We start from the raw sequence: 19,462 nt of genomic DNA, 5'->3' as shown, positions 1-19,462 counted from the left end.
AAAGATTACCAAAAGAGAGATTAAACTATGCCCAAAAATGGGGTCAACTGCGTAATTTATCGTGCAAAATAGTAACAAAATTATCAAAACTTGGTAGATGAAGATTGGATTCACGTTGTTTGATGCCCCACATGGATTCAGGAAAGTGCGAATCTTCCTCAAAACGCGCCATAACGTGTATATGGAGATGGGGAATATAGTTACCAAACATCGCAATATTTATTTTTTTGGGATTGTAATAAAAACGCATGGTCTCTTCCACAACGAGCATTGCCTTTAAGAGAACTTCTTGTGTTACAGAATCGCAATCACTCAGCTCTTTGTATGGTTTTTGTGTAAAGATTTTAACCCAAGGAATAAGGGCATTCTCTTTTTCAATATAAAAATAGTCATTTTCGTAAAGTTTTTGTGACATTAGTTTTCCTTAAAACGGTTTTTTATAGGTGCATTTTTGACATAAACTTTCTACGGCTCTGTCGTGTTTAAACCCTTCAATAATGGCTTTGGTCCTTGGAGTATTGAGAATGTCACTCAGTGAGTTTACATGTAAATCTCCAAGCGCCATCACTCCCTCTTTATCCAAACAACACGGTACGACTGTTCCATTGCTGAGAATTCCAAAATGGGAACGAAGCCCTTGGCAGGGTCCATCACTCTGGTGGTTGGACTGAAGGCTAGGCCATTCAAAATAGTCGTCAAAGTGAAGGCGTATTTTTTCACTTAAGCGTATGGAACGAGGTTTTTGCTCATAAAGTGTTTTTACATGTAAAGGTGTGTGAAAGACTTTTCCGAGATAGGCAAAGAGTTTTTCATTAAATGTTTCTTCACTATGCGTCTTGTCCATATTCCATAAACGCAGATTGATGAAAAGGTCTCGATTATGTTCTGATTTAAGTGCACAGAGTTTGATGATAGGTTCCATGTAGGCTTCAAAAGAGAGCGGCATACTGTTTTTATTGTAGCTGTTGAGCGAGATATTGATCTGTTTGATAGCAGGATGTAAAAGTGTTTGAAGATTGTGCTTACTCAAATAATAGCCACTGGTTGTCAGCATGACTTTAAAATTCTTTTTACATGTAATATCCAAATAGGCTTCTAAATTGGAAAGTGTGAGTGCATCACCACCCATGTGGTAGGCTATCTCTTTGGTGTAAGGTTTTAATTCATCCAACACCTGTTCAAAAAAAGGAAGCGACATGCTGTGTGTTGAGAGTGTTTTAGGAGGGCAAAAACTGCATGCGAGCCCACAGATATTGGTGAGCTCCACATAGACACGATAAAATTTCATAAGTGCCTTTAAAAGTCGTTTCTAAGTTCTTTGGTTTCAATCATACTTGGATCAAAACGTTTACAGCAATTGCGACCACTATCTTTTGCATTGTAAAGCGCAATATCTGCAAATTTAATACATTTCAAGAGGGAATCTGAATCTTTAGGAAAGATAGATGCCCCTACACTCAGTGTTTTGTAAAATGTAGCACTCGTATTGGACTGAATTGGCATTTTTTCAAAGGCAAGGCGTATCTTTTCTGCAATTTGCATGACCATCGCATCTTCACATTCATACAGTAAAACCAAAAATTCTTCACCACCAAAGCGAAAAGCCGTGTCGGATTCACGAATATTAGCTTTAAGTGCTTGCGAAAGGGCTTTTATAGCGCGATCTCCAATATCATGTCCATAGGTATCATTGACCATCTTAAACCAGTCAATGTCGATCATGAGAATACCATAGATAATGCCATTTCGTTTCGCTTGGGAAAGAGCTTTTTCGATGTATTCATCAAGGTATTTACGGTTATAAAGCTCTGTGAGTGCATCGGTAGTTGAAGAGACTTTTAAAATTTCTGTCAAGTTCTTACTGACCAGTTCTGGGCGTGCTGCATCGATGTAATTTTGAATTTTTGGAAGCAGTGTTTTAGTGTGGGTCAACTCTTCAGGCGTTCTTTCCCAGATACTTAAAAGTAACTCTAAATCGCTGCTAATCAAATAAGGAATACACAAGTGGGATGCAGAGGTATTGCACAATCCACAGATATCACGAAATTGATCGGATGTAACGGTCTGTTTGGTGCGCAATGCGCGACAATTTAAATTAATCGAGCGTTTTTGAGAAGAAGCATCAAAGACAATATTGGGGTGAATGTCATTTTTCCCTGATTCGATGAGTACAAAATCTTTCAGTCCTATATCGTGTTGTAAAATAGAACCGATACGATGATAGACTTGTTCTTTGTCTTCATCAAATTCGATCGTACGTTTAAATTGATAGATATCTGAGAGTTCATGGACAATGCTTTGTGTCTCTAACAAAAGATCAGGTTGGTGATTAGGCGAGAGCGCCAAAAATTTCTTGACCGTCATCTCAATATCCGTCAGTGTCCCTTCAAGTTTATCCAATAAAGAGTTGATACCAAATTTTACATTTTGGTACTCTTTTTCTTGACTTGAACAGCGTACACGTCTGACATATTCACCCTCTTGTGCTTTGTTCATAACAAACGTAATGGAATGAAAAATTTCCATTAAAGGGCGCATAGACCTATTGATAATCATAAAGACCAACAGCATGATTACAATCGAAAAGCCTAAAATCATCAAAGCATTCAAAATACCATTAGTACGTGCTTCGGTAATATCAAAGACGATACTAATAGAACCTAGCACTTCCCCTTCTTTGGTTTGGTGGCATTGCATACAGTTGGGCGTACCATGCTCGGTTGCGATATAAGGCGTTGTAACGCGTAATTTGACAGTGCCGGAGTCTTCGATAATTTGTTTATGCACAGTAGCGCTGTTTAAGGCTTCTTCATCAATACTATCGCGTGCTACTTCGTTGCTAAATCCTTTGCCAAACTGATTGATGACAGAGTTACTGCGCACGACCCAGAGAGCATCGACACCTTTTGCCGTACTAATTTTTTTGAGAAAAAATTCTCTTTGAGCCATTGTGCCACTGAGCATATGGGCACTCAAACCATCTTGCACTAAATTAGCAATAATCTGTGCTTTTTCTTCAGCATTTTTGATCCCTAAATTACGGATAGAAAGTGCTGATATAACCATCAACAGCATAAAAGAGATAAAAATCGTTCCAACAATAATCAAAGAAAGCTTTTTTTGCATCACCCTTCCTTACCTGTCATTCATTATTCTACTGTAACACTTTTTGCAAGATTGCGAGGCATATCCACATCGTTTCCAAGGCGAATCGAAATCTCTAAAGCAAGGAGCTGGGTAATGAGCATCATCTCAAAAAATTCACCCATCATATGCGTGTGAGGTTTTGTCTTAATAAAATCATCGGCTAATTCAAATGGCTCTGGGCTGATAACCAACAGTGTAGAATCACGTGCACTCAACTCTTCAACATTACTTTTCATTTTATCGTATAAGAGGTTTTTGGGCATGAGCGCAATGGTGAAAAGCTCACTATCGGCAAGTGCAATAGGACCGTGTTTCATCTCTCCTGCTGGGTAACCTTCAGCATGAAGGTAGCTGATTTCTTTGAGTTTCAGTGCGCCCTCAAGTGCGAGTGGATAGAAAATATCGCGACCAATGAAGAAAAATCCATGCCCGTGTAAATAACGTTTTGAGAGACGTCGAATTTTTTCATGGGTTGTTTCGCTGACTTTGAGAATGAGTGGAACACGAAGTAAGGCTGCAATTTCGCTTTGTAATGTTAGGGCATCCATACTTTTTTTGTGTTCACCCACATAAAGGGTCAAAAGCCAAAGCGTAATGACCTGTGTTGCAAATGCTTTCGTGCTCGCAACACCTTTTTCGATGCCTGCTCGGGTGAGAATAGTCATATCGGCAGTTCGCACAATCGAAGAGTTATCGACATTACAGATGGCCAGTGTTCGCATACCACTCTGTTTTGCCATCTTGAGTGCTTCTAAGGTGTCTGCTGTTTCACCACTTTGTGAGATAACAATAAAGAGTGTTTTTGTATCTAAAAGAGGCTCTTTGTAGCGAAATTCACTGGCAATTTCCACATTACAGCGAATTTTTGCCAAACGTTCAAACATATAACAAGCACTTAAAGCCGCGTGATAACTGGTGCCACAAGCGCAGATTTTAATGGCATCAATATGTGCAAGATCAAGACTTGAGAGTTCATCCAAGATAATCGAATTGTCTTTGATGCGACCCATCAATGTTTCACCGACCACTAAAGATTGTTCATAAATCTCTTTTTCCATAAAGTAACGGTATCCATCTTTTTGGGCTGAGAGTTTATCGTGAGTCAGTGTTTTAAAGTCAAGATGTTGTGGCACATGGTTGTTTAAAAGGGTAATTTCTTGATTTTTTGCCCAACCATATTCACCATCTTCAAGGTAAACGACTTCTTGGACAAGTCCGATAAGAGGTGCGTCTGAAGAGCTAAAATAGACTTCCCCACTTGCACTTTTGCCGAGCAATAAAGGGACTGCATTTTTGGCAAAGAAGATAACATCAGGAGCTTTTTTACTAATCAATAAGATGGCATAGGCTCCTTGCAATGAAGCAATTGTCTTTTCAAAAGCTTTAAAGCAATCTTTTAGTTCTCTGACGTTCTTTTCAAACAAGTGAACCGCCACTTCCGTATCGGTTTGGCTTAAAAATTTCACACCATCTTTTAAAAGCTCGTCTTTGATCTCTTTGTAGTTTTCGATGATACCGTTGTGAATGATGTACGAAAATTCTCCCCAGTGCGGGTGAGCATTGGCTTCGGTTGGCTTACCATGAGTTGCCCATCTCGTATGTCCGATGCCGACACCAAATCCTTCTGAGTGAAAGTTTTCCACTTTACGAGCAAGATTAGTGAGTTTTCCTGTGGCTTTAAACGCGGTAATTTCACCCTCTTTAAGGACGGCAATTCCTGCTGAATCATAACCTCTGTATTCAAGTTCTTTGAGTCCACCTAGCAAAAAAATTGCGTTTTTCTTTTGTTCCAATATAGCCAACAATTCCACACATAAACGGTACCTTTTTAATAAAAATAATCTAGTATATTTTGTCCATTGTTGCATAAGCGCGCTGTCTTTTCTATTAAAAGTAGGTTTCGCGTCCTATTCTTAATGGTCTGAATCTTTGCCATTGCAATATCAATTCCATGCTCATCAAACACACTCATCAAATATGCCATAAGGCCGTGTTGGTTCTTAGTATTGACGTGCATGAGTGCATAGGATTTGGAGTGTTCACAGTCAATACTAATCTCATTTTTCAGGATAATTGGTTTTTTCAATGTAACTTTTTTGCCCATATCAAACGAGTTATCGATGAGTTCACAAATAAGCTCAATGTCATTCTCTGTGACTTTCTCATTAAAGTCGATTTGAAAGTATTTTTTACCATCAAAGAGCTTGTAAATATCCATCTGAACCAGATCAAGATAGGAGAGTTTTCCTAAAAGGTAACCGATGTTAAAGCTTTTACCTCGGATAACTGTGATGCTGAGATGTGAATCGTTGTTAATTTTATAACAGTAAGAGTCAATAGGTGTCTCGTCAGCCTCTTTGACAATCTGGACAATGGCACTTGGTTTAAGCTTCAAGAAAAAGAAATTAGATTGTACCGAGAGTGTCTTTTTCTGTAATGCTTTGGATAGCTCTAAAAATTCAGGACTCTTTTTAAGGCTATTTTCTTTACGCAAGCGTTTGGTTGTCTCGTCGATGAGTTCCTCTTTATCGAACATATCGAGGCTGTAGTTGTAAAATTCGCGCAGTAATTTGGCAACAAAACCGGTGTAAATGTTGTCATTGACCGCATTCGTGTCCGCATAGGTGAGAATATACAGCAGTTTGAGGATTTGAGGATTTTGAAGCTTGGAAATAAAGGCAAGGACGACTCTTTCATCGTAAATATCTTCCCGATTGGCCGTATTGCTCATTAAAGTATGGTTTTTAATAAGCGTAATTCCTGTTTCGATTGCTTGTTCTGAAAACTCTAGTTTCATCGCGTAAGCTCTAAAAATTTTTGCACCCAGTTCACTGTGATCGCCTTTTCTTCCTTTGCCTATATCATGTAAAAATGCAACCAGTTTGATGAGTGCTTTTCCTTCAGGACAGAGATCGTCAAAGAGGGACTTGATGAACGGTTCTTTGATATTTTCTAAGTGATAGAGTGTGTGCAAAGAGTGAATATCCACTGGTAACTTATGGTAGCCATCAAATTGGGCAAGATTTAGGATTTGGCGCACAGGTTTAATGAGCTGTTGCAAAAGTGAGGCTTCATACAGGAGGCTATAAAGAGTGTAAAGATTTTGTTGAAATAAAAGTGCCCTGAACTGTTTGTAAATTTTTTTGGAGTTATGGGGTGCAAAATGAGCGTTTTTGATGTAATGTACATAGCTAATGTCGAAGCTGAGTTTTGGGTCATCAAACTGTTGCAGTTGCGCTAAAACGACACTCAAGCTTGGGCTAGGTTTTTTAAAAGAGGCAAAAACACAATGATCGACCACATAAAGCCCTTTTTCGACACGACCACGTTTGAGGGCACTCAAACGCGTTGGTTGCGAGAGGATAGAAGAGGTAAGCTTACGCATAAAGATTTTACATGTAACGTCAATCGTGTGCATTGCCGACATCGTTTTGGAGGCAAGTTGCATTTGGGCATTTTTTAAGATTTTATTTTCAAAACCTAGTTTTTCAGCCACATCGGGGATGAATTCAAGGTTGAGTACATCTTGTTTTTTCTTTGCACTCAGATGAAGAGCGGAACGTACACGAAATAGAAATTCCAATGAACTTCGAAACTCTCGATACTCCTCTTCATCAATAATTTCAGGTACACGATCGCGTATACGCATATTTCCAAAGAGAATTTTGCAGATCCATGAAAGGGTATTGGCATCCCTAAGTCCTCCCACACCTTCTTTGATATTAGGTTCCATGCTCATCGGGTGTTTGGCGCGTCTCTCCTCATTGGCTTCAACGATTTGTTGTATCACCTCTTTTTTTTGCCAACGTTGAATTTTTAAGAGCTCACGTTCGGTTTCCATCCATAAAAGCTTAGAGCCGCATAAAAAGCGAGATTCTAGCATCGCTGTTTTGATGGTGAGATCTTGGTTGCTGGAAGGAACAAGCTCTTCAAGTTTATGCGTACGATGTCCGAGTTTTATGCCTGCATCCCATGCAAGGTAAAGCATCGACTGGATCATAGGCTCTATGTTATAGCCTGGAAGCGCTTTATACACTACCATCAAGTCCGTATCTGAATAGACGCAAAGCTCTTCTCTTCCATAACTTCCCATGCCAACCAGCACGACAGGAATAGAGTTGACAAAGGGCATGTAGTTACCAAAATATTTGCGTAAGGTATATTTGTAAATGAGAATGATAAATTGATCAATCTGTTTGGCGTGTTTGACTAAGAAATCTTTACCTTGGTTTTCAACAAAAATTTCATTCAAGGAGCCAAGATAACTTTTAATATGTTCTTTAATGAGCTTTGATATTTCAAAATCATCCGCATTTTTGTCAATTAGGTCTTCAATAATCTCTTCGATTTCCATGCATTATTCCTCAAAAAACGTATGGGATATGATACAAAAAAAAGAGCTTGCTTCTAGCAAAATATGTAATAAAATCGTGACAAAATTGCGCTAGGAAAGAAAATTTACACATTAACATTCGTTTTATCAAGAGAGGAGTAGAATTTCAATCTTGCAACATGGTCCGTTAGCTCAGTTGGTAGAGCATATCACTCTTAATGATGGGGTCGTAGGTTCGAAGCCTACACGGACCACCATTCTATTCTCCCCCCATTTAACCTTATGAAATCTAAGCTATAATACTCTCAAATTAGAGACTCTCAAACTTTACATGTAAAGGATATATTTGATGCAAAAGCCGTATTTAAGAGCTTTCCCTGATGCAAAAGGCTATTTTGGAAAATTTGGTGGAGCCTATTTACCACCTGAACTCGAAGCGCAATTTAAGAAGATTGAAGAAGCGTACTTAACCATTGGTAATTCGCATGATTTTATCCGCGAGCTTCGCGATATTCGCAAACATTATCAAGGTCGACCAACCCCTGTGTATTACGCCAAACGCCTCAGTGAATATGTTGGCGGCGCACGCATTTACCTTAAACGCGAAGACTTAAACCACACAGGAGCACACAAACTCAACCACTGCATGGGTGAAGCACTTTTGGCTAAGTATTTAGGCAAGAAAAAACTCATCGCTGAAACTGGAGCAGGGCAACACGGTGTAGCACTCGCCACAGCAGCAGCCTATTTTGGACTTGAGTGTGAGATTCATATGGGTGAAGTGGATATTGCCAAAGAACACCCCAACGTCGTACGTATGCGTGTTCTTGGAGCAAAAGTTGTACCCGTGAGTTTTGGGGCTAAAACACTCAAAGAAGCGGTCGATTCAGCGTTTGTTGCTTACTTAAAAGACCCCGAAAACAGCATCTACTGCATCGGCTCTGTTGTAGGCCCTCATCCATTTCCGATGATGGTACGTGACTTTCAAAGTGTCGTTGGCATCGAAGCCAGAGAGCAATTTTTAGAGATGACAGGCAATTTGCCTGATAATTTAGTCGCGTGTGTTGGTGGTGGCAGTAATGCCATGGGACTTTTTTCCGCATTCATTGAAGACCCGTGTGAAATGTACGGTGTTGAACCAGGCGGCAAAGGGACAAAACTGGGCGAACATGCCGCAAGTTTGACGTATGGAAGCGAAGGCATACTGCATGGTTTTAACTCCATTATGCTTAAAAATGAAGAGGGCGAACCCGCCGCGGTTCATTCAGTAGCGAGTGGACTTGACTACCCCTCTGTCGGTCCAGAGCATGCTTACTTAAACTCTATTTCTCGCACAAAAGTCGGCATCGCCAATGATGCAGAAACCATTCAAGCTTTTTATGATCTATCTCATTACGAAGGCATTATCCCTGCACTTGAAAGTGCGCATGCGGTGGCATTTGCAATGAAGTTGGCGAAAGAAAAACCCTATGAGTCCATCTTGGTTAATTTGAGCGGACGAGGCGATAAAGATATTGATTTTGTCGTGGAGAATTATAAGCCTGAAGATTATTTATAAGCTTAAGAGGGAAGAAGAGAGTCTCCTTATGGTACTTTTCTTCCCTTCTTTTGTACTTTGAAATTTTTAACCTCTCTTTACAAAAAAAGTTGCTAAAATCCATCTTTATTTCAAATGATGAAAGTAACCTATGACGCTTATCGAAAAACTCGAAAATAACGAACGCTTAAGCCTTGAAGATGGTATAGCGCTCTACGATCTTGACCTCTTTACGTTAGGTAAATATGCTAACCAAAGACGCAAAAATCTTCATGGAAACAAAGTTTTTTTCAATGTCAACCGACATATTAATCCCACCAATATCTGCAAAGACATCTGCAAATTTTGCGCTTTTTCTGCCAACCGTAAAAATCCCAACCCCTACACGATGACCCACGAAGAGATTTTAAAGATTTTAGATCACTCCGTGAAAGACAACCACATTACCGAAGTGCACGTGGTCTCTGCGCACAATCCTGCCACGGGACTTGAGTGGTATTTGGAGATTTTTTCTAAAATCAAAGAGCGTTTCCCTCATTTACATGTAAAGGCTTTGACAGCAGCTGAGATCAATTTTTTGGCAACAGAATATCATCTCAGTTTCGAAGAAGTCATTGACAAGATGATTGCGCATGGTGTGGATTCGATGCCCGGTGGTGGTGCTGAAATTTTTGATGAGGGTGTGCGTGAGTACATCTGCAAAGGAAAAGTCAGCTCAACGGAGTGGTTGCATATTCATGAACTTTGGCACAAAAAAGGGCATGAGTCCAATGCCACGATGCTTTTCGGGCATGTGGAAAAACGCGAACACCGCATCGATCATATGCTTCGTCTTCGTGACCTACAAGATCGCACTCATGGCTTTAATGCATTTATTCCTCTTGTCTATCAACGTGACAATAACTATTTACATGTAGACGATTTTTTAAGCTCTACCGAAATTCTTAAAACCTTTGCCATCAGCCGTTTGATGCTTGATAATATCAACCACATCAAAGCCTACTGGGCAACTTCAACGATCAATCTCGCTCTTGTTGCCATGGAATATGGCGCGGATGATCTGGATGGTACGATTGAAGTGGAATCTATCCAATCTGCCGCAGGTGCTAACAGTGCCAAAGGCCTTGGAATGCAAAGTATTTTAGAGTTGATCGAAACGAGCGGTTTTACTGCCGTGGAACGCGATAGTCTCTATAACGAACTCAAGACGTATTAATATCTTAATTTAAAGGATCTACTTTGGTGGACTTTTTCAAACTGGAAAAAAATGGTACAACGGTTAAAACCGAGTTTACGGCTGGGTTTACGACGTTTTTGACCATGATGTACATCGTACCTGTCAATGCTATTATTATGAGTAAAACAGGTATGCCAATGGAAGCGTTGATCACCGCAACGGCTTTGATCACGATTTTTTCATCCATTCTTAATGGTCTTTGGGCAAATACGCCTATTGCCATGAGCGTTGGTATGGGACTTAATGCTTATTTTACGTTTGGTTTGGTTTTAGGTATGAAAGTGCCTTGGCAAACCGCTCTTGGTGTTGTATTTCTTTCAGGTCTTTTGTTCCTCGTTCTCTCTTTAACCCCGCTTCGGGTGTGGATTATGAAGAGTGTGCCACACGATCTTAGACGTGCGATTAGTGCGGGTATTGGCTCATTTATTGCCTTTATTGGGCTTAAAAGTATGGGGATGGTCATTGCCAATCCTGCGGTTTTAGTGGGCGTAGGCAATTTTAAAAACCCAAGTGTATTGCTGGGTGTTTTAGGCCTTGTTTTAGTGTTTGCATTCTACTCATGGAAACTCAAAGGCGCATTTATCTTAGCTGTTGTCGCAACGGCCATTGTGGCATGGGTCTTAGGCATCGCTCCTTACCCAACAGAATTTTTCTCACTACCTGCTTCAGTGAGTCCTATTGCCTTTGAACTTGATGTTAAAAGTGCATTGACCTTTTCTTTGTTCCCTGTAGTTATTACTTTTTTGATTACCGATTTGTTTGACTCCTTAGGAACGCTTGCAGGCGTTGGGTTCCGTGCAGGGCTTTTTAAAGATGATGGAAAAGAGCTTCAAAAAACATTAGAAGTAGATGCCCTTGCAAGTACCGTGTGTGCGGTGGTAGGTGTTTCAACGACAACGGCATTTGTTGAAAGTGCGGCAGGTGTTGAAGAGGGGGGACGAACAGGATTAACGGCAGTGGTGACGGGACTTTGTTTTGTATTGACATTGTTTATGATGCCTTTGTTTAAAGCTATTCCTGAAAACGCGATCTATCCTGTTTTGGTCATGGTCGGTGTTTTGATGTTTGGCGAGCTTTCCCACATTAATTTTAAAGATACCGCCATTGCAGTTTCGACTTTCTTGATTGTCATTATGATGCCTTTAACCTTTTCAATTACCAACGGTTTGGCATTTGGTTTGATTTCATATGTACTCATCAAATTGATCAAAAAAGAGTTTAAAGATATTAACTTTGGAATTTTGTTTCTGACGTTTGTCAGTTTAACCGTATTTATCGTACAGGAAGGACATTAATTTGCGTTACTACAGTTATGAAGAGTTTAAAGAAGATGTGAACACCCTTGCAAAAGAGATCAAGCCTTATGCGCCTGATGTTATTTTGGCGGTGGCTCGTGGTGGTATGACCTTAGGTCATTTTTTAGCAGTAGCGTTGGAGATGCGCGACCTTTACTCCATCAATTCGGTGCATTATGAAGAGACGAGGAAGCTAGATACCATCAACATCTTTAATATCCCTGATTTAAGCAGAGCCAAACGTGTTATTATTGTTGATGATATCATTGACAGTGGTGAGACGATGATCGAGATAGAGCGTGTTTTGAGGGCACAATACCCTGAAATTGATTTTAAAATTGCTTCGGTATTTTACAAAGAAAAAGCGTTGCTTCGTCCCGATTTTACTGCTCGTGAAACAACCGAGTGGATTAAGTTTTTCTGGGATTTTGAAATTGACAATTATAAATAGAGAAGGGGGCAAAGGCTCCCTTTCTTATTTTCTTATTCACCACCAACTCCTTATCATTTATCTTTGTACGATCTTTACCCTTTGTACCCTCTACGCTGTTCAGCCCATCCAACCGCTTTTTGAAAAAGAGTTTGACTTAAGCCGTTTTGAGGCGGTCATCTTTACCACGGTCATTATGTTGCCACTAGGTTTTGCGCCTATTTTTTATGGTTATATTTTGGAGACGTTTTCATCCAAACTCTTTTTGAGAAATGCTGTTTTAATGTTAGGAATTTTAGAGCTTTGTTTTTCATGGAGCAGTACGTATTCTGTATTGCTTGCTATTCGTGCTTTACAGGGTATTTTGATTCCTGCCGTCTTGACCTCTTTAATGAGTTATATTGGCTTTATTACGCCCAAAGAGAAGGTGCAACAGTCTATAGGCTACTACATTGGTGCAACGATTTTGGGGGGATTTTTAGGGCGACTGCTTTCAGGTATACTCAGTGATCTGTTTGGTTGGAGGCTCTTTTTTGTTTTCTTAGGGGTAGCGTTAATTGTGATGTTTGGAGCCCTGAGTTTTCTTAGCGAAGAACTCAAAGTGGATTTTGTCAAACCAAAACGTTCCCAAGTATTGGATATATTGAAAAACAAAACGTTTTTTAACATTTATGCCCTGATGTTTTTTATCTTCTTTGTTTTTCAAGCACTGCTTAATTTTTTGCCTTTTCAACTTAAAAATCTCAGTTCAACGATTGGGTATGGAAAAGTAGGCATGATGTATGCGGGGTATATCATCGGTTTTATTATCTCCATTCGTGTTTTATGGATGATCCGTCTTTTTGGAAATGAGACTAAGACGATTATCATCGGTATTTTTACCTACCTTGTAGGATTACAAGTGTTTCATGTGAATAACTACATGGTGATGTTTGGCGGTATGTTTGTCTTTTGTGCAGGCTTTTTTATTATTCATTCTGTAGCTTCAGGACTTATTAGCAAACTAGCGCTTGAAAACCGTGCCATTTCCAATGGATTGTATCTCTCTTTTTATTATGCAGGTGGAACCGTAGGAACATTTGCTCCGGGTGTTTTTTATCAGTATTTAGGCTGGGATGCTTTCTTAATTCTTTTGTCGTTAATTGTTGTATCTACGTTTTATTTTGGCTTAAAATTACAACGAATACTTTGCTCCTAATATCTTTACATGTAAAGAATGAGAAGGGCTGTATTGGAGTAGTGTTATCCTCTCTTAAATCGCGTTTATACGCATCAAAAAGACCATTTTTAGCCATTTTTCTACTCTTTTTCATTATCTCTTCTTAATGAAAAAGAAGATACTATTTTTGGGTTTACCTAAACTATTTTTGGATTATTCAATGCCATGGCTTAAACGCTCTCTTCCTCTTCTAACATCATTGTTAATAGGGTTAATAGGTGCCATAATCTTTTCGTATTTAAAAACGCCTTTACCATGGCTTTTGGGTGCTATTGTTGCCATTGCTATTGCCAGTCGTTTTGAGGCTCTTTCTCTTCGTTCTCCTAAAATGTTTTCCGCTCCTGCACGCGCCGTTTTAGGCATTACTATTGGGAGTGCTTTTCATCCCGATATTTTGAAGTATTTGGGTGATTTTATCTCCAGTCTCGTTTTAATTCTTCCTTTTGTCATTGTCGTCACCTTTTGTGGCATGCTCTATTATTGGAAGTGGCTGAAGTTTGATAAGATGACAGCCTATTTTAGTGCCATGCCAGGAGGACTGCTTGAAATGGTCATGTTGGCTGAATCGATGGGTGCCAATGTCTATAGAGTGACACTCACTCAATCGTCACGACTGCTGTTTATCGTTTTTACACTTCCCTTTATTATTCAAGCGATGTCGCATGTTTCGTTAGATGGTAGAGCAAGCATCACTCAACCGCTTTTAAACAGTGATCCTCACGATATGATTATCCTAACTTTCTGTGCACTTTTAGGCTGGTGGGGTGCTTTAAAGCTCAAAATTCCGGGTGGTACGATGATTGGTCCGATGTTTTTAGGCGCACTGATTTATGGCTCAGGGCTTGTCTATTCACGTCCTCCTAATGAAGTGATTAAAGTCATTCAACTCATTTTAGGTACTACGGTTGGTTTTGTGTTTGTGGGGGTTACACTTAAAGAGATTGTCAAAGTTTTAGCGCAAACGTTAGGCTATTTTTTCGTTTTACTGATCGTCTCATCCCTTTTTATTGCGATTGTTTCATGGATGACTGATTTTCCACTGCTCTCGATTATGTTAGCCTTTTCTCCCGGCGGGCAGTCAGAGATGAATGTGATCGCCATTATTGTAGGGGCAAATTTGCCGTATGTTGCCCTTCATCATATTGTGAGGATGTTGTTGGTCATGAGTGTTGCGCCCATGTTTGTGAAGGTGTTGCATAAGAAAGAGGGTCGATGAGTTTTGTTTTTTCTGAAGTCCCTCAAACCAGTACCGTAAGAAGACAAAAGATCAATGACTTCTTGCAAAGTGTTGATTTAGAGATGTCAGAAGATGTTGAAATTTTTGTGATTGCCAAAGAAGATGACCGTATTGTAGCGTGCGGAGGTCTAAGTGGTCGAGTGCTTAAGAACATTGCACTGGATGAAAGTATGCGTGGAGAAGGCTTGGCGCTCAGTCTCATGAGTGAACTTTTAAAGGTGGCATTTCGTGAAGGAAGGCATGATCTGTTTTTATTTACGAAGCCAGATTATCAGGAGGTATTTGAATCGTGTGGCTTTAAGTATATCGAACAAGCAAATCATCACGTTATTTTGATGGAGAACAGCTATAATATCGATCTGTATAAAAAAAGATTGCGTAAGTATAAACATACCGGTGATGTGGTTGGTAGCATTGTGATGAATGCAAATCCGTTTACCTTAGGGCATCGTTATTTGGTGGAGCAAGCGTGTGAACGCTCCGAATGGGTACATCTGTTTGTGGTGAAGGAAGATGCTTCCTTCTTTACGTTTAAAGATCGTTACCGCCTGATTTGTGAAGGCCTGGAAGATCTTGAAAACCTCACGATACATGAGGGTTCAGACTATATTATTTCTAAAGCGACGTTTCCGACCTATTTTATTAAGGACAAACGCCAGATTGATTCACTTTATACGGAGTTGGATCTGAATATCTTTAGAAATCATCTTGCCCCACAATTGGGCATTACGCACCGATATGTAGGCGTTGAACCTTTCTGTACCGTGACAAATGAGTACAATCAGCAGATGAAAAAGCTACTCGTCCGCCCAAGTGAATTTCCACCCATTGAGGTGGTAGAGTTAGGACGCATTGAGTACGGTGGTGAGCCAATTTCGGCTTCGAGAGTCAGGAAATTAATGCATGAAAATCGTTTGGAAGAGATCCTCCCTTTGGTCCCTCCGACAACGTATGCGTTGATTGCGAAAATGATGTCTAAAGAGGAAGTAAAATGAGCAAAAAACTAGAGACTGCGCATGCGGGAACACTGGAATCGAGCGATGCTTTTGTTCGCGTAATGCCCATCGAAGAGAAAGAAATCGTAATTGAGTTGGAAAGTAGTGTCGAAGAGATCTATGGCGATGCTATACGATCACTTATCTTGGAGACGGTCAAGGCAATGAAAGTGGATAGCATTAAACTCATTGTTCAAGACAAAGGTGCACTTGATTATGTGATTAAAGCGCGTGTTCAAACTGCTATTTTAAGAGCTTTATCACAAGCTGAGCCCGATTGGAGTATGTTATCATGAAACAGAAATTACGAAGAAGTATGTTGTTTGTGCCAGGGTCTAACACCGGAATGGTCTGTAACGCGTTTATTTATAAGCCAGACACCGTCATGTTTGATCTTGAAGACTCTGTGGCACTCAGTGAAAAAGATTCTGCACGTATGATGGTTTTCCATGCGTTGCAACATTTTACCTATAAAGATATTGAAACTGCCGTTCGTGTCAATCCTCTCAATTCCCCGTTTGGTCTCTTAGATTTAGAAGCAGCTATCAGAGGAGGGGTGGATATTATTCGTCTTCCTAAAACCGATACAGTAGATGATGTTTTAGAGATGGAGCAAGAGATTTCACATATTGAAAATCGCATTGGGCAAGGGAAAAAGACGATGCTTTTAGCCGCCATTGAAAGTGCGCTAGGTGTGGTTAATGCAGTAGATATCGCCAGATGTTCAAAACGTATGATGGGTATTGCTTTAGGGGCAGAGGACTTTGTACGTGATCTTCATACGCAACGTACCAAAGAGGGAAATGAGCTTATGGCGGCACGTAACCAAATCTTACTTGCGGCACGTGCCGCAAAAATTGGTGCGTTTGACTCCGTCTTTTCCGATGTCAAAGATAAAGAAGGTTTTATGCACGAAGTGGATTATATCAAAGGGCTTGGATTTGATGGTAAATCATTGATTAATCCAAACCAAATTCCATGGCTTCATAGCGCTTTTGCGCCATCACAGAAAAATATTAACTGGGCGATTGAAGTGTTAGAAGCTGCAAAAGATGCGAAAGCACGTGGTCTTGGCGTTATTTCACTTGATGGTAAGATGGTCGATGCTCCTGTTATTTTAAGAGCCGAATGGATTATGGATTTAGCCCGTGCATCAGGTGTTTTAGGAGAAGATCAATGAAAGATTTTGAAAAACAATTTAAAGTAGACACGCTCACAACGGTGGGTGCTCCCATCTTTACATGTAAAGATCATATGAAAGGTGAAGACAGGCGTGCTAAGCTCTGTTTGAGTATTGAAGAGGCGATTCATCGTTCAGGGTTGAAAGACGGTATGACCATCTCTTTTCACCATGCGTTTCGTGGTGGTGACTTACTGCTCAATAACGTGATGAATGTGATCGCTAAAATGGGTTTTAAAAACCTGACCTTAGCTTCTAGCTCACTTGCTTCTGTGCATGATCCTGTGATTGAGCACATTAAAAATGGAGTGGTAACAGAGATTTATACTTCAGGACTTCGTAGTAAACTCGGTGAAGCGATTTCCAAAGGTTTGATGGAAAAACCAGTGCAAATCCACTCTCACGGTGGACGTGTGAATCTGCTTCAAACGGGTGAACTCAAAATCGATGTAGCGTTTTTAGGGGTACCAGTATGCGATGTTTTTGGTAATGCCAATGGTTACTCAGGTCGTTCCAAATGTGGCTCACTTGGTTATGCCATGATTGATGCGCAATACGCAAACTATGTGATCGCTCTGAGCGAATCTTTAGAAGAGTATCCCAATGTACCTTCTAGTCTTTCCCAAGATCAAGTAGATGCGGTGGTTGTGGTTGATGAGGTGGGTGATCCTTCCAAAATTGGTGCGGGCGAGACACGTATGACGACCAATCCTAAAGAGCTTTTACTCGCGGGTCATACGGCAAAAGTGATTGAACATTCAGGGCTTTTTACAGAGGGCTTTAGCATTCAAACCGGAACAGGTGGCGCTTCTTTGGCAACAACTGTCTTTTTAAGTGAAAAGATGGAAGAAAAAGGCATCCACGCAAGCTTTGGACTCGGTGGTATCACCGGTACGATGGTTTACATGCTCAAACGTGGTCTGATTAAAACACTTTTGGATGTCCAAAGTTTTGATGAATTTGCCGCAAAATCTTTGGGTGAAAACAAAAACCACATTGAGATTAGCGCGAATGAATACGCCAACCCCAGTTCCAAAGGTGCTGCGACGCGTCAGCTTGACATCGTTGTTTTAAGTGCGCTTGAGGTCGATCTTGACTTTAACGTCAATGTCATCACTGGTTCAAAAGGGTTACTCCGTGGCGCTTCGGGTGGACACAGTGACACGGCTGCAGATGCAAAGCTCTCCATCATCGTAGCGCCACTTACACGTGGACGTATTCCCACCGTTACCAAACGGGTCAATACCATTGTAACGCCTGGCTCTAGCGTTGATGTGCTCGTGACCGATCAAGGCATCGCAGTCAATCCTAAAAATGTGGAACTCAAAGAGCGCCTTAAAAAAGCAGGACTTCAAATCGTTGAGATGGAAGAGCTCTATGAGCGAGCGATTGCATTATGTGGTGTCCCTGCTGAGATCAAATACACCGACAAAGTGGTTGCGGTCATTCGATACCGTGATGGTTCCATTATCGACGTCGTGCGCCAATTGGCATAAATGATAGACCAACCAACGACGCTAGAGACTATTTTATACGCCAAAGAAGAGCGTGCTTGGAAGCAAAAAGAGCTTTTAAGCCGCCACCCTTTGGCATCGCTTATCTCACTTACGATTAATATTCCTAGCCTCATTAAACTTTCGCATGAAGCGGTTGTCGCACACGAAATAGCGCATCAAGCCCTTTTGGAAATGCTCCAAGAAGAAGGCATCGAACTACTCGCCTGCGAAAGCAAACTTTCCCCAAGTGGAGCGGAATCTTTTTTTACATGTAAAGTAGATGCAAAGGTGCTCAAAGCCTTTACATGTAAAGTAGAAATGACTCATCCCCTCGGGCGTTTGATGGATATTGATGTGCTGGATCTCACGGGAAACATTCTCTCACGAAGTGCGCTTGGACTTCCAAAACGTCGTTGCTTTGCCTGTGAAGAGGAAGCACAGCTTTGTGCGCGCTCCCAAAGACACACCTATGCAGAATTAAATCTCTATATCAAACAGTTGGTTGAAAAACATGCGTTTGCTCACTCGATTGCTTTGTGGTGTGAACGTGCCATGCAAACCGAAGTCGAACTGACTCCAAAACCGGGTTTGGTCGACCAAGCCAACAGTGGCGCACACCACGATATGGACATTCATACCTTCTATACAAGCATTCGCGCGATCAAACCGTTTGTGATACAATGGATTCAAACCGCGCAAACGTATGCCCATGAAGATGCCAAACAGAGTTTCGTAAGACTTCGAAAGATTGGCATTGCCTGCGAAAAAGCGATGTTTGAAGCCACGTCAAATGTCAATACTCACAAAGGAATGATCTTCTGTTTAGCCGTTTTTTGTGGAGCCATTGGACGACTTAAAGGATGCAACCAGAGCTTTACATGTAAACGTTTACAAACCCAAATGCAAGCACTGTGCGCCAATTTGGTCGAAGATGATCTTTTACATGTAAAGCCCAACAGCGCAGGGGCACGTTTTTTTTACGAAACGGGAAGCAGTGGCATTCGTGGCATTGCGCAGAGTGGTTTTGACATCATTTTTGAGAGCGCTTTGCCGTTTTTCCAAGCATGTAAAAAAGAAGAGGGCGAAGAGATTGCACTTAAAAAAACACTGTTGTTGCTGATGTCACGTTTAGATGACAGCACGCTCTGGTCACGAGGTGGCGTTGAAGGGCTCGCTTACGCCAAAACACAAACACAAGCACTTTTACATGTAAAGCCAAACGCAGAAAATTTAGACACTTTTTTGCGAGAATTGGACGCCGATATGATCTCAAAAAATCTCTCCCCTGGTGGCAGTGCCGATCTTTTGGCGATGACGTGGTTACTTTCTCATATCGTGAAAGAGTGCTAAAAAGGC

Annotated in this window: 15 protein-coding genes, 1 tRNA gene and 1 pseudogene; 12 read left to right on the top strand and 5 right to left on the bottom strand. The window is 40.8% G+C overall.

Features of this window, described 5'->3' with window-relative positions; genetic code table 11:
* Positions 1-43: 43 nt before the first annotated feature.
* The 5 genes and pseudogenes from Sdiek1_RS10710 to Sdiek1_RS10690 all read right to left on the bottom strand — a co-directional run bounded on the left by Sdiek1_RS10710 (position 44) and on the right by Sdiek1_RS10690 (position 7,501).
* The gene (locus Sdiek1_RS10710) at positions 44-415 is read right to left on the bottom strand and encodes an HIT family protein (protein WP_087439106.1); all 372 of its coding nucleotides are present in this window, start codon (positions 413-415) and stop codon (positions 44-46) included.
* Between the two features lie 9 nt (positions 416-424).
* Entirely contained in the window at positions 425-1,288 is an 864-nt protein-coding gene (locus tag Sdiek1_RS10705; RefSeq protein WP_087439105.1) for a radical SAM/SPASM domain-containing protein, read from the bottom strand.
* A gap of 8 nt (positions 1,289-1,296) precedes the next feature.
* Complete coding sequence (locus tag Sdiek1_RS10700) at positions 1,297-3,126, bottom strand: GGDEF domain-containing protein (RefSeq protein ID WP_087439104.1); 1,830 nt, start codon at positions 3,124-3,126, stop codon at positions 1,297-1,299.
* A gap of 23 nt (positions 3,127-3,149) precedes the next feature.
* Positions 3,150-4,962 (bottom strand): annotated as a pseudogene (glmS, locus tag Sdiek1_RS10695) (glutamine--fructose-6-phosphate transaminase (isomerizing)).
* A gap of 13 nt (positions 4,963-4,975) precedes the next feature.
* The gene (locus tag Sdiek1_RS10690) at positions 4,976-7,501 is read right to left on the bottom strand and encodes a [protein-PII] uridylyltransferase family protein (protein WP_087439103.1); all 2,526 of its coding nucleotides are present in this window, start codon (positions 7,499-7,501) and stop codon (positions 4,976-4,978) included.
* Between the two features lie 160 nt (positions 7,502-7,661).
* On the opposite strand from Sdiek1_RS10690, the gene Sdiek1_RS10685 reads away from it, so the two are divergent.
* The 12 genes from Sdiek1_RS10685 (at position 7,662) to citG (ending at position 19,456) form a co-directional block, all read left to right on the top strand.
* Positions 7,662-7,737: transfer RNA gene (locus Sdiek1_RS10685), tRNA-Lys, on the top strand.
* A 92-nt stretch (positions 7,738-7,829) separates the two neighbouring features.
* Positions 7,830-9,038: a tryptophan synthase subunit beta gene (gene trpB / locus Sdiek1_RS10680; RefSeq protein WP_087439102.1), complete on the top strand. Its 1,209-nt coding sequence runs from the start codon at positions 7,830-7,832 to the stop codon at positions 9,036-9,038.
* Between the two features lie 130 nt (positions 9,039-9,168).
* A complete protein-coding gene (gene mqnE / locus Sdiek1_RS10675) occupies positions 9,169-10,233 on the top strand; it encodes an aminofutalosine synthase MqnE (RefSeq protein WP_087439101.1) in 1,065 nt (354 codons plus the stop codon).
* A gap of 26 nt (positions 10,234-10,259) precedes the next feature.
* On the top strand, positions 10,260-11,549 hold the full coding sequence (locus Sdiek1_RS10670; RefSeq protein WP_087439886.1) for an NCS2 family permease: 1,290 nt from the start codon (positions 10,260-10,262) through the stop codon (positions 11,547-11,549).
* Between the two features lies 1 nt (position 11,550).
* The gene (locus Sdiek1_RS10665) at positions 11,551-12,000 is read left to right on the top strand and encodes a phosphoribosyltransferase (protein ID WP_087439100.1); all 450 of its coding nucleotides are present in this window, start codon (positions 11,551-11,553) and stop codon (positions 11,998-12,000) included.
* Complete coding sequence (locus Sdiek1_RS10660; protein WP_238098940.1) at positions 11,984-13,177, top strand: MFS transporter; 1,194 nt, start codon at positions 11,984-11,986, stop codon at positions 13,175-13,177. The genes Sdiek1_RS10665 and Sdiek1_RS10660 overlap by 17 nt, the downstream gene beginning before the upstream one ends.
* 181 nt (positions 13,178-13,358) lie before the next feature.
* Complete coding sequence (locus tag Sdiek1_RS10655; RefSeq protein WP_161492031.1) at positions 13,359-14,414, top strand: AbrB family transcriptional regulator; 1,056 nt, start codon at positions 13,359-13,361, stop codon at positions 14,412-14,414.
* Positions 14,411-15,430 (top strand): [citrate (pro-3S)-lyase] ligase, encoded by a 1,020-nt coding sequence (citC, locus tag Sdiek1_RS10650; RefSeq protein ID WP_087439098.1) that lies wholly within the window; start codon positions 14,411-14,413, stop codon positions 15,428-15,430. Before Sdiek1_RS10655 ends, citC begins: the two co-directional genes overlap by 4 nt.
* The gene (citD, locus tag Sdiek1_RS10645; protein WP_087439097.1) at positions 15,427-15,726 is read left to right on the top strand and encodes a citrate lyase acyl carrier protein; all 300 of its coding nucleotides are present in this window, start codon (positions 15,427-15,429) and stop codon (positions 15,724-15,726) included. Before citC ends, citD begins: the two co-directional genes overlap by 4 nt.
* Complete coding sequence (locus Sdiek1_RS10640; RefSeq protein WP_162494885.1) at positions 15,723-16,610, top strand: aldolase/citrate lyase family protein; 888 nt, start codon at positions 15,723-15,725, stop codon at positions 16,608-16,610. The genes citD and Sdiek1_RS10640 overlap by 4 nt, the downstream gene beginning before the upstream one ends.
* Positions 16,607-18,106 (top strand): citrate lyase subunit alpha, encoded by a 1,500-nt coding sequence (gene citF, locus Sdiek1_RS10635; RefSeq protein WP_087439096.1) that lies wholly within the window; start codon positions 16,607-16,609, stop codon positions 18,104-18,106. Before Sdiek1_RS10640 ends, citF begins: the two co-directional genes overlap by 4 nt.
* On the top strand, positions 18,107-19,456 hold the full coding sequence (gene citG / locus Sdiek1_RS10630; RefSeq protein ID WP_087439095.1) for a triphosphoribosyl-dephospho-CoA synthase CitG: 1,350 nt from the start codon (positions 18,107-18,109) through the stop codon (positions 19,454-19,456).
* Positions 19,457-19,462 lie beyond the last annotated feature (6 nt).

This window comes from Sulfurospirillum diekertiae (genome assembly GCF_002162315.1).
Classification (GTDB): Bacteria; Campylobacterota; Campylobacteria; order Campylobacterales; family Sulfurospirillaceae; genus Sulfurospirillum.
Note: the sequence above shows the minus strand (reverse complement) of the source record. Positions and strands in the feature narration are given on the sequence as shown.

Bases quoted from the DNA above. Each gene is read 5' to 3' on its own strand.
- Sdiek1_RS10710 (WP_087439106.1), bottom strand. From the start codon at position 415: ATGTCACAAAAACTTTACGAAAATGACTATTTTTATATTGAAAAAGAG.
- Sdiek1_RS10705 (WP_087439105.1), bottom strand. From the start codon at position 1,288: ATGAAATTTTATCGTGTCTATGTGGAGCTCACCAATATCTGTGGGCTC.
- Sdiek1_RS10700 (WP_087439104.1), bottom strand. From the start codon at position 3,126: ATGCAAAAAAAGCTTTCTTTGATTATTGTTGGAACGATTTTTATCTCT.
- Sdiek1_RS10690 (WP_087439103.1), bottom strand. From the start codon at position 7,501: ATGGAAATCGAAGAGATTATTGAAGACCTAATTGACAAAAATGCGGAT.
- trpB (WP_087439102.1), top strand. From the start codon at position 7,830: ATGCAAAAGCCGTATTTAAGAGCTTTCCCTGATGCAAAAGGCTATTTT.
- mqnE (WP_087439101.1), top strand. From the start codon at position 9,169: ATGACGCTTATCGAAAAACTCGAAAATAACGAACGCTTAAGCCTTGAA.
- Sdiek1_RS10655 (WP_161492031.1), top strand. From the start codon at position 13,359: ATGCCATGGCTTAAACGCTCTCTTCCTCTTCTAACATCATTGTTAATA.
- citC (WP_087439098.1), top strand. From the start codon at position 14,411: ATGAGTTTTGTTTTTTCTGAAGTCCCTCAAACCAGTACCGTAAGAAGA.
- citD (WP_087439097.1), top strand. From the start codon at position 15,427: ATGAGCAAAAAACTAGAGACTGCGCATGCGGGAACACTGGAATCGAGC.
- Sdiek1_RS10640 (WP_162494885.1), top strand. From the start codon at position 15,723: ATGAAACAGAAATTACGAAGAAGTATGTTGTTTGTGCCAGGGTCTAAC.
- citF (WP_087439096.1), top strand. From the start codon at position 16,607: ATGAAAGATTTTGAAAAACAATTTAAAGTAGACACGCTCACAACGGTG.
- citG (WP_087439095.1), top strand. From the start codon at position 18,107: ATGATAGACCAACCAACGACGCTAGAGACTATTTTATACGCCAAAGAA.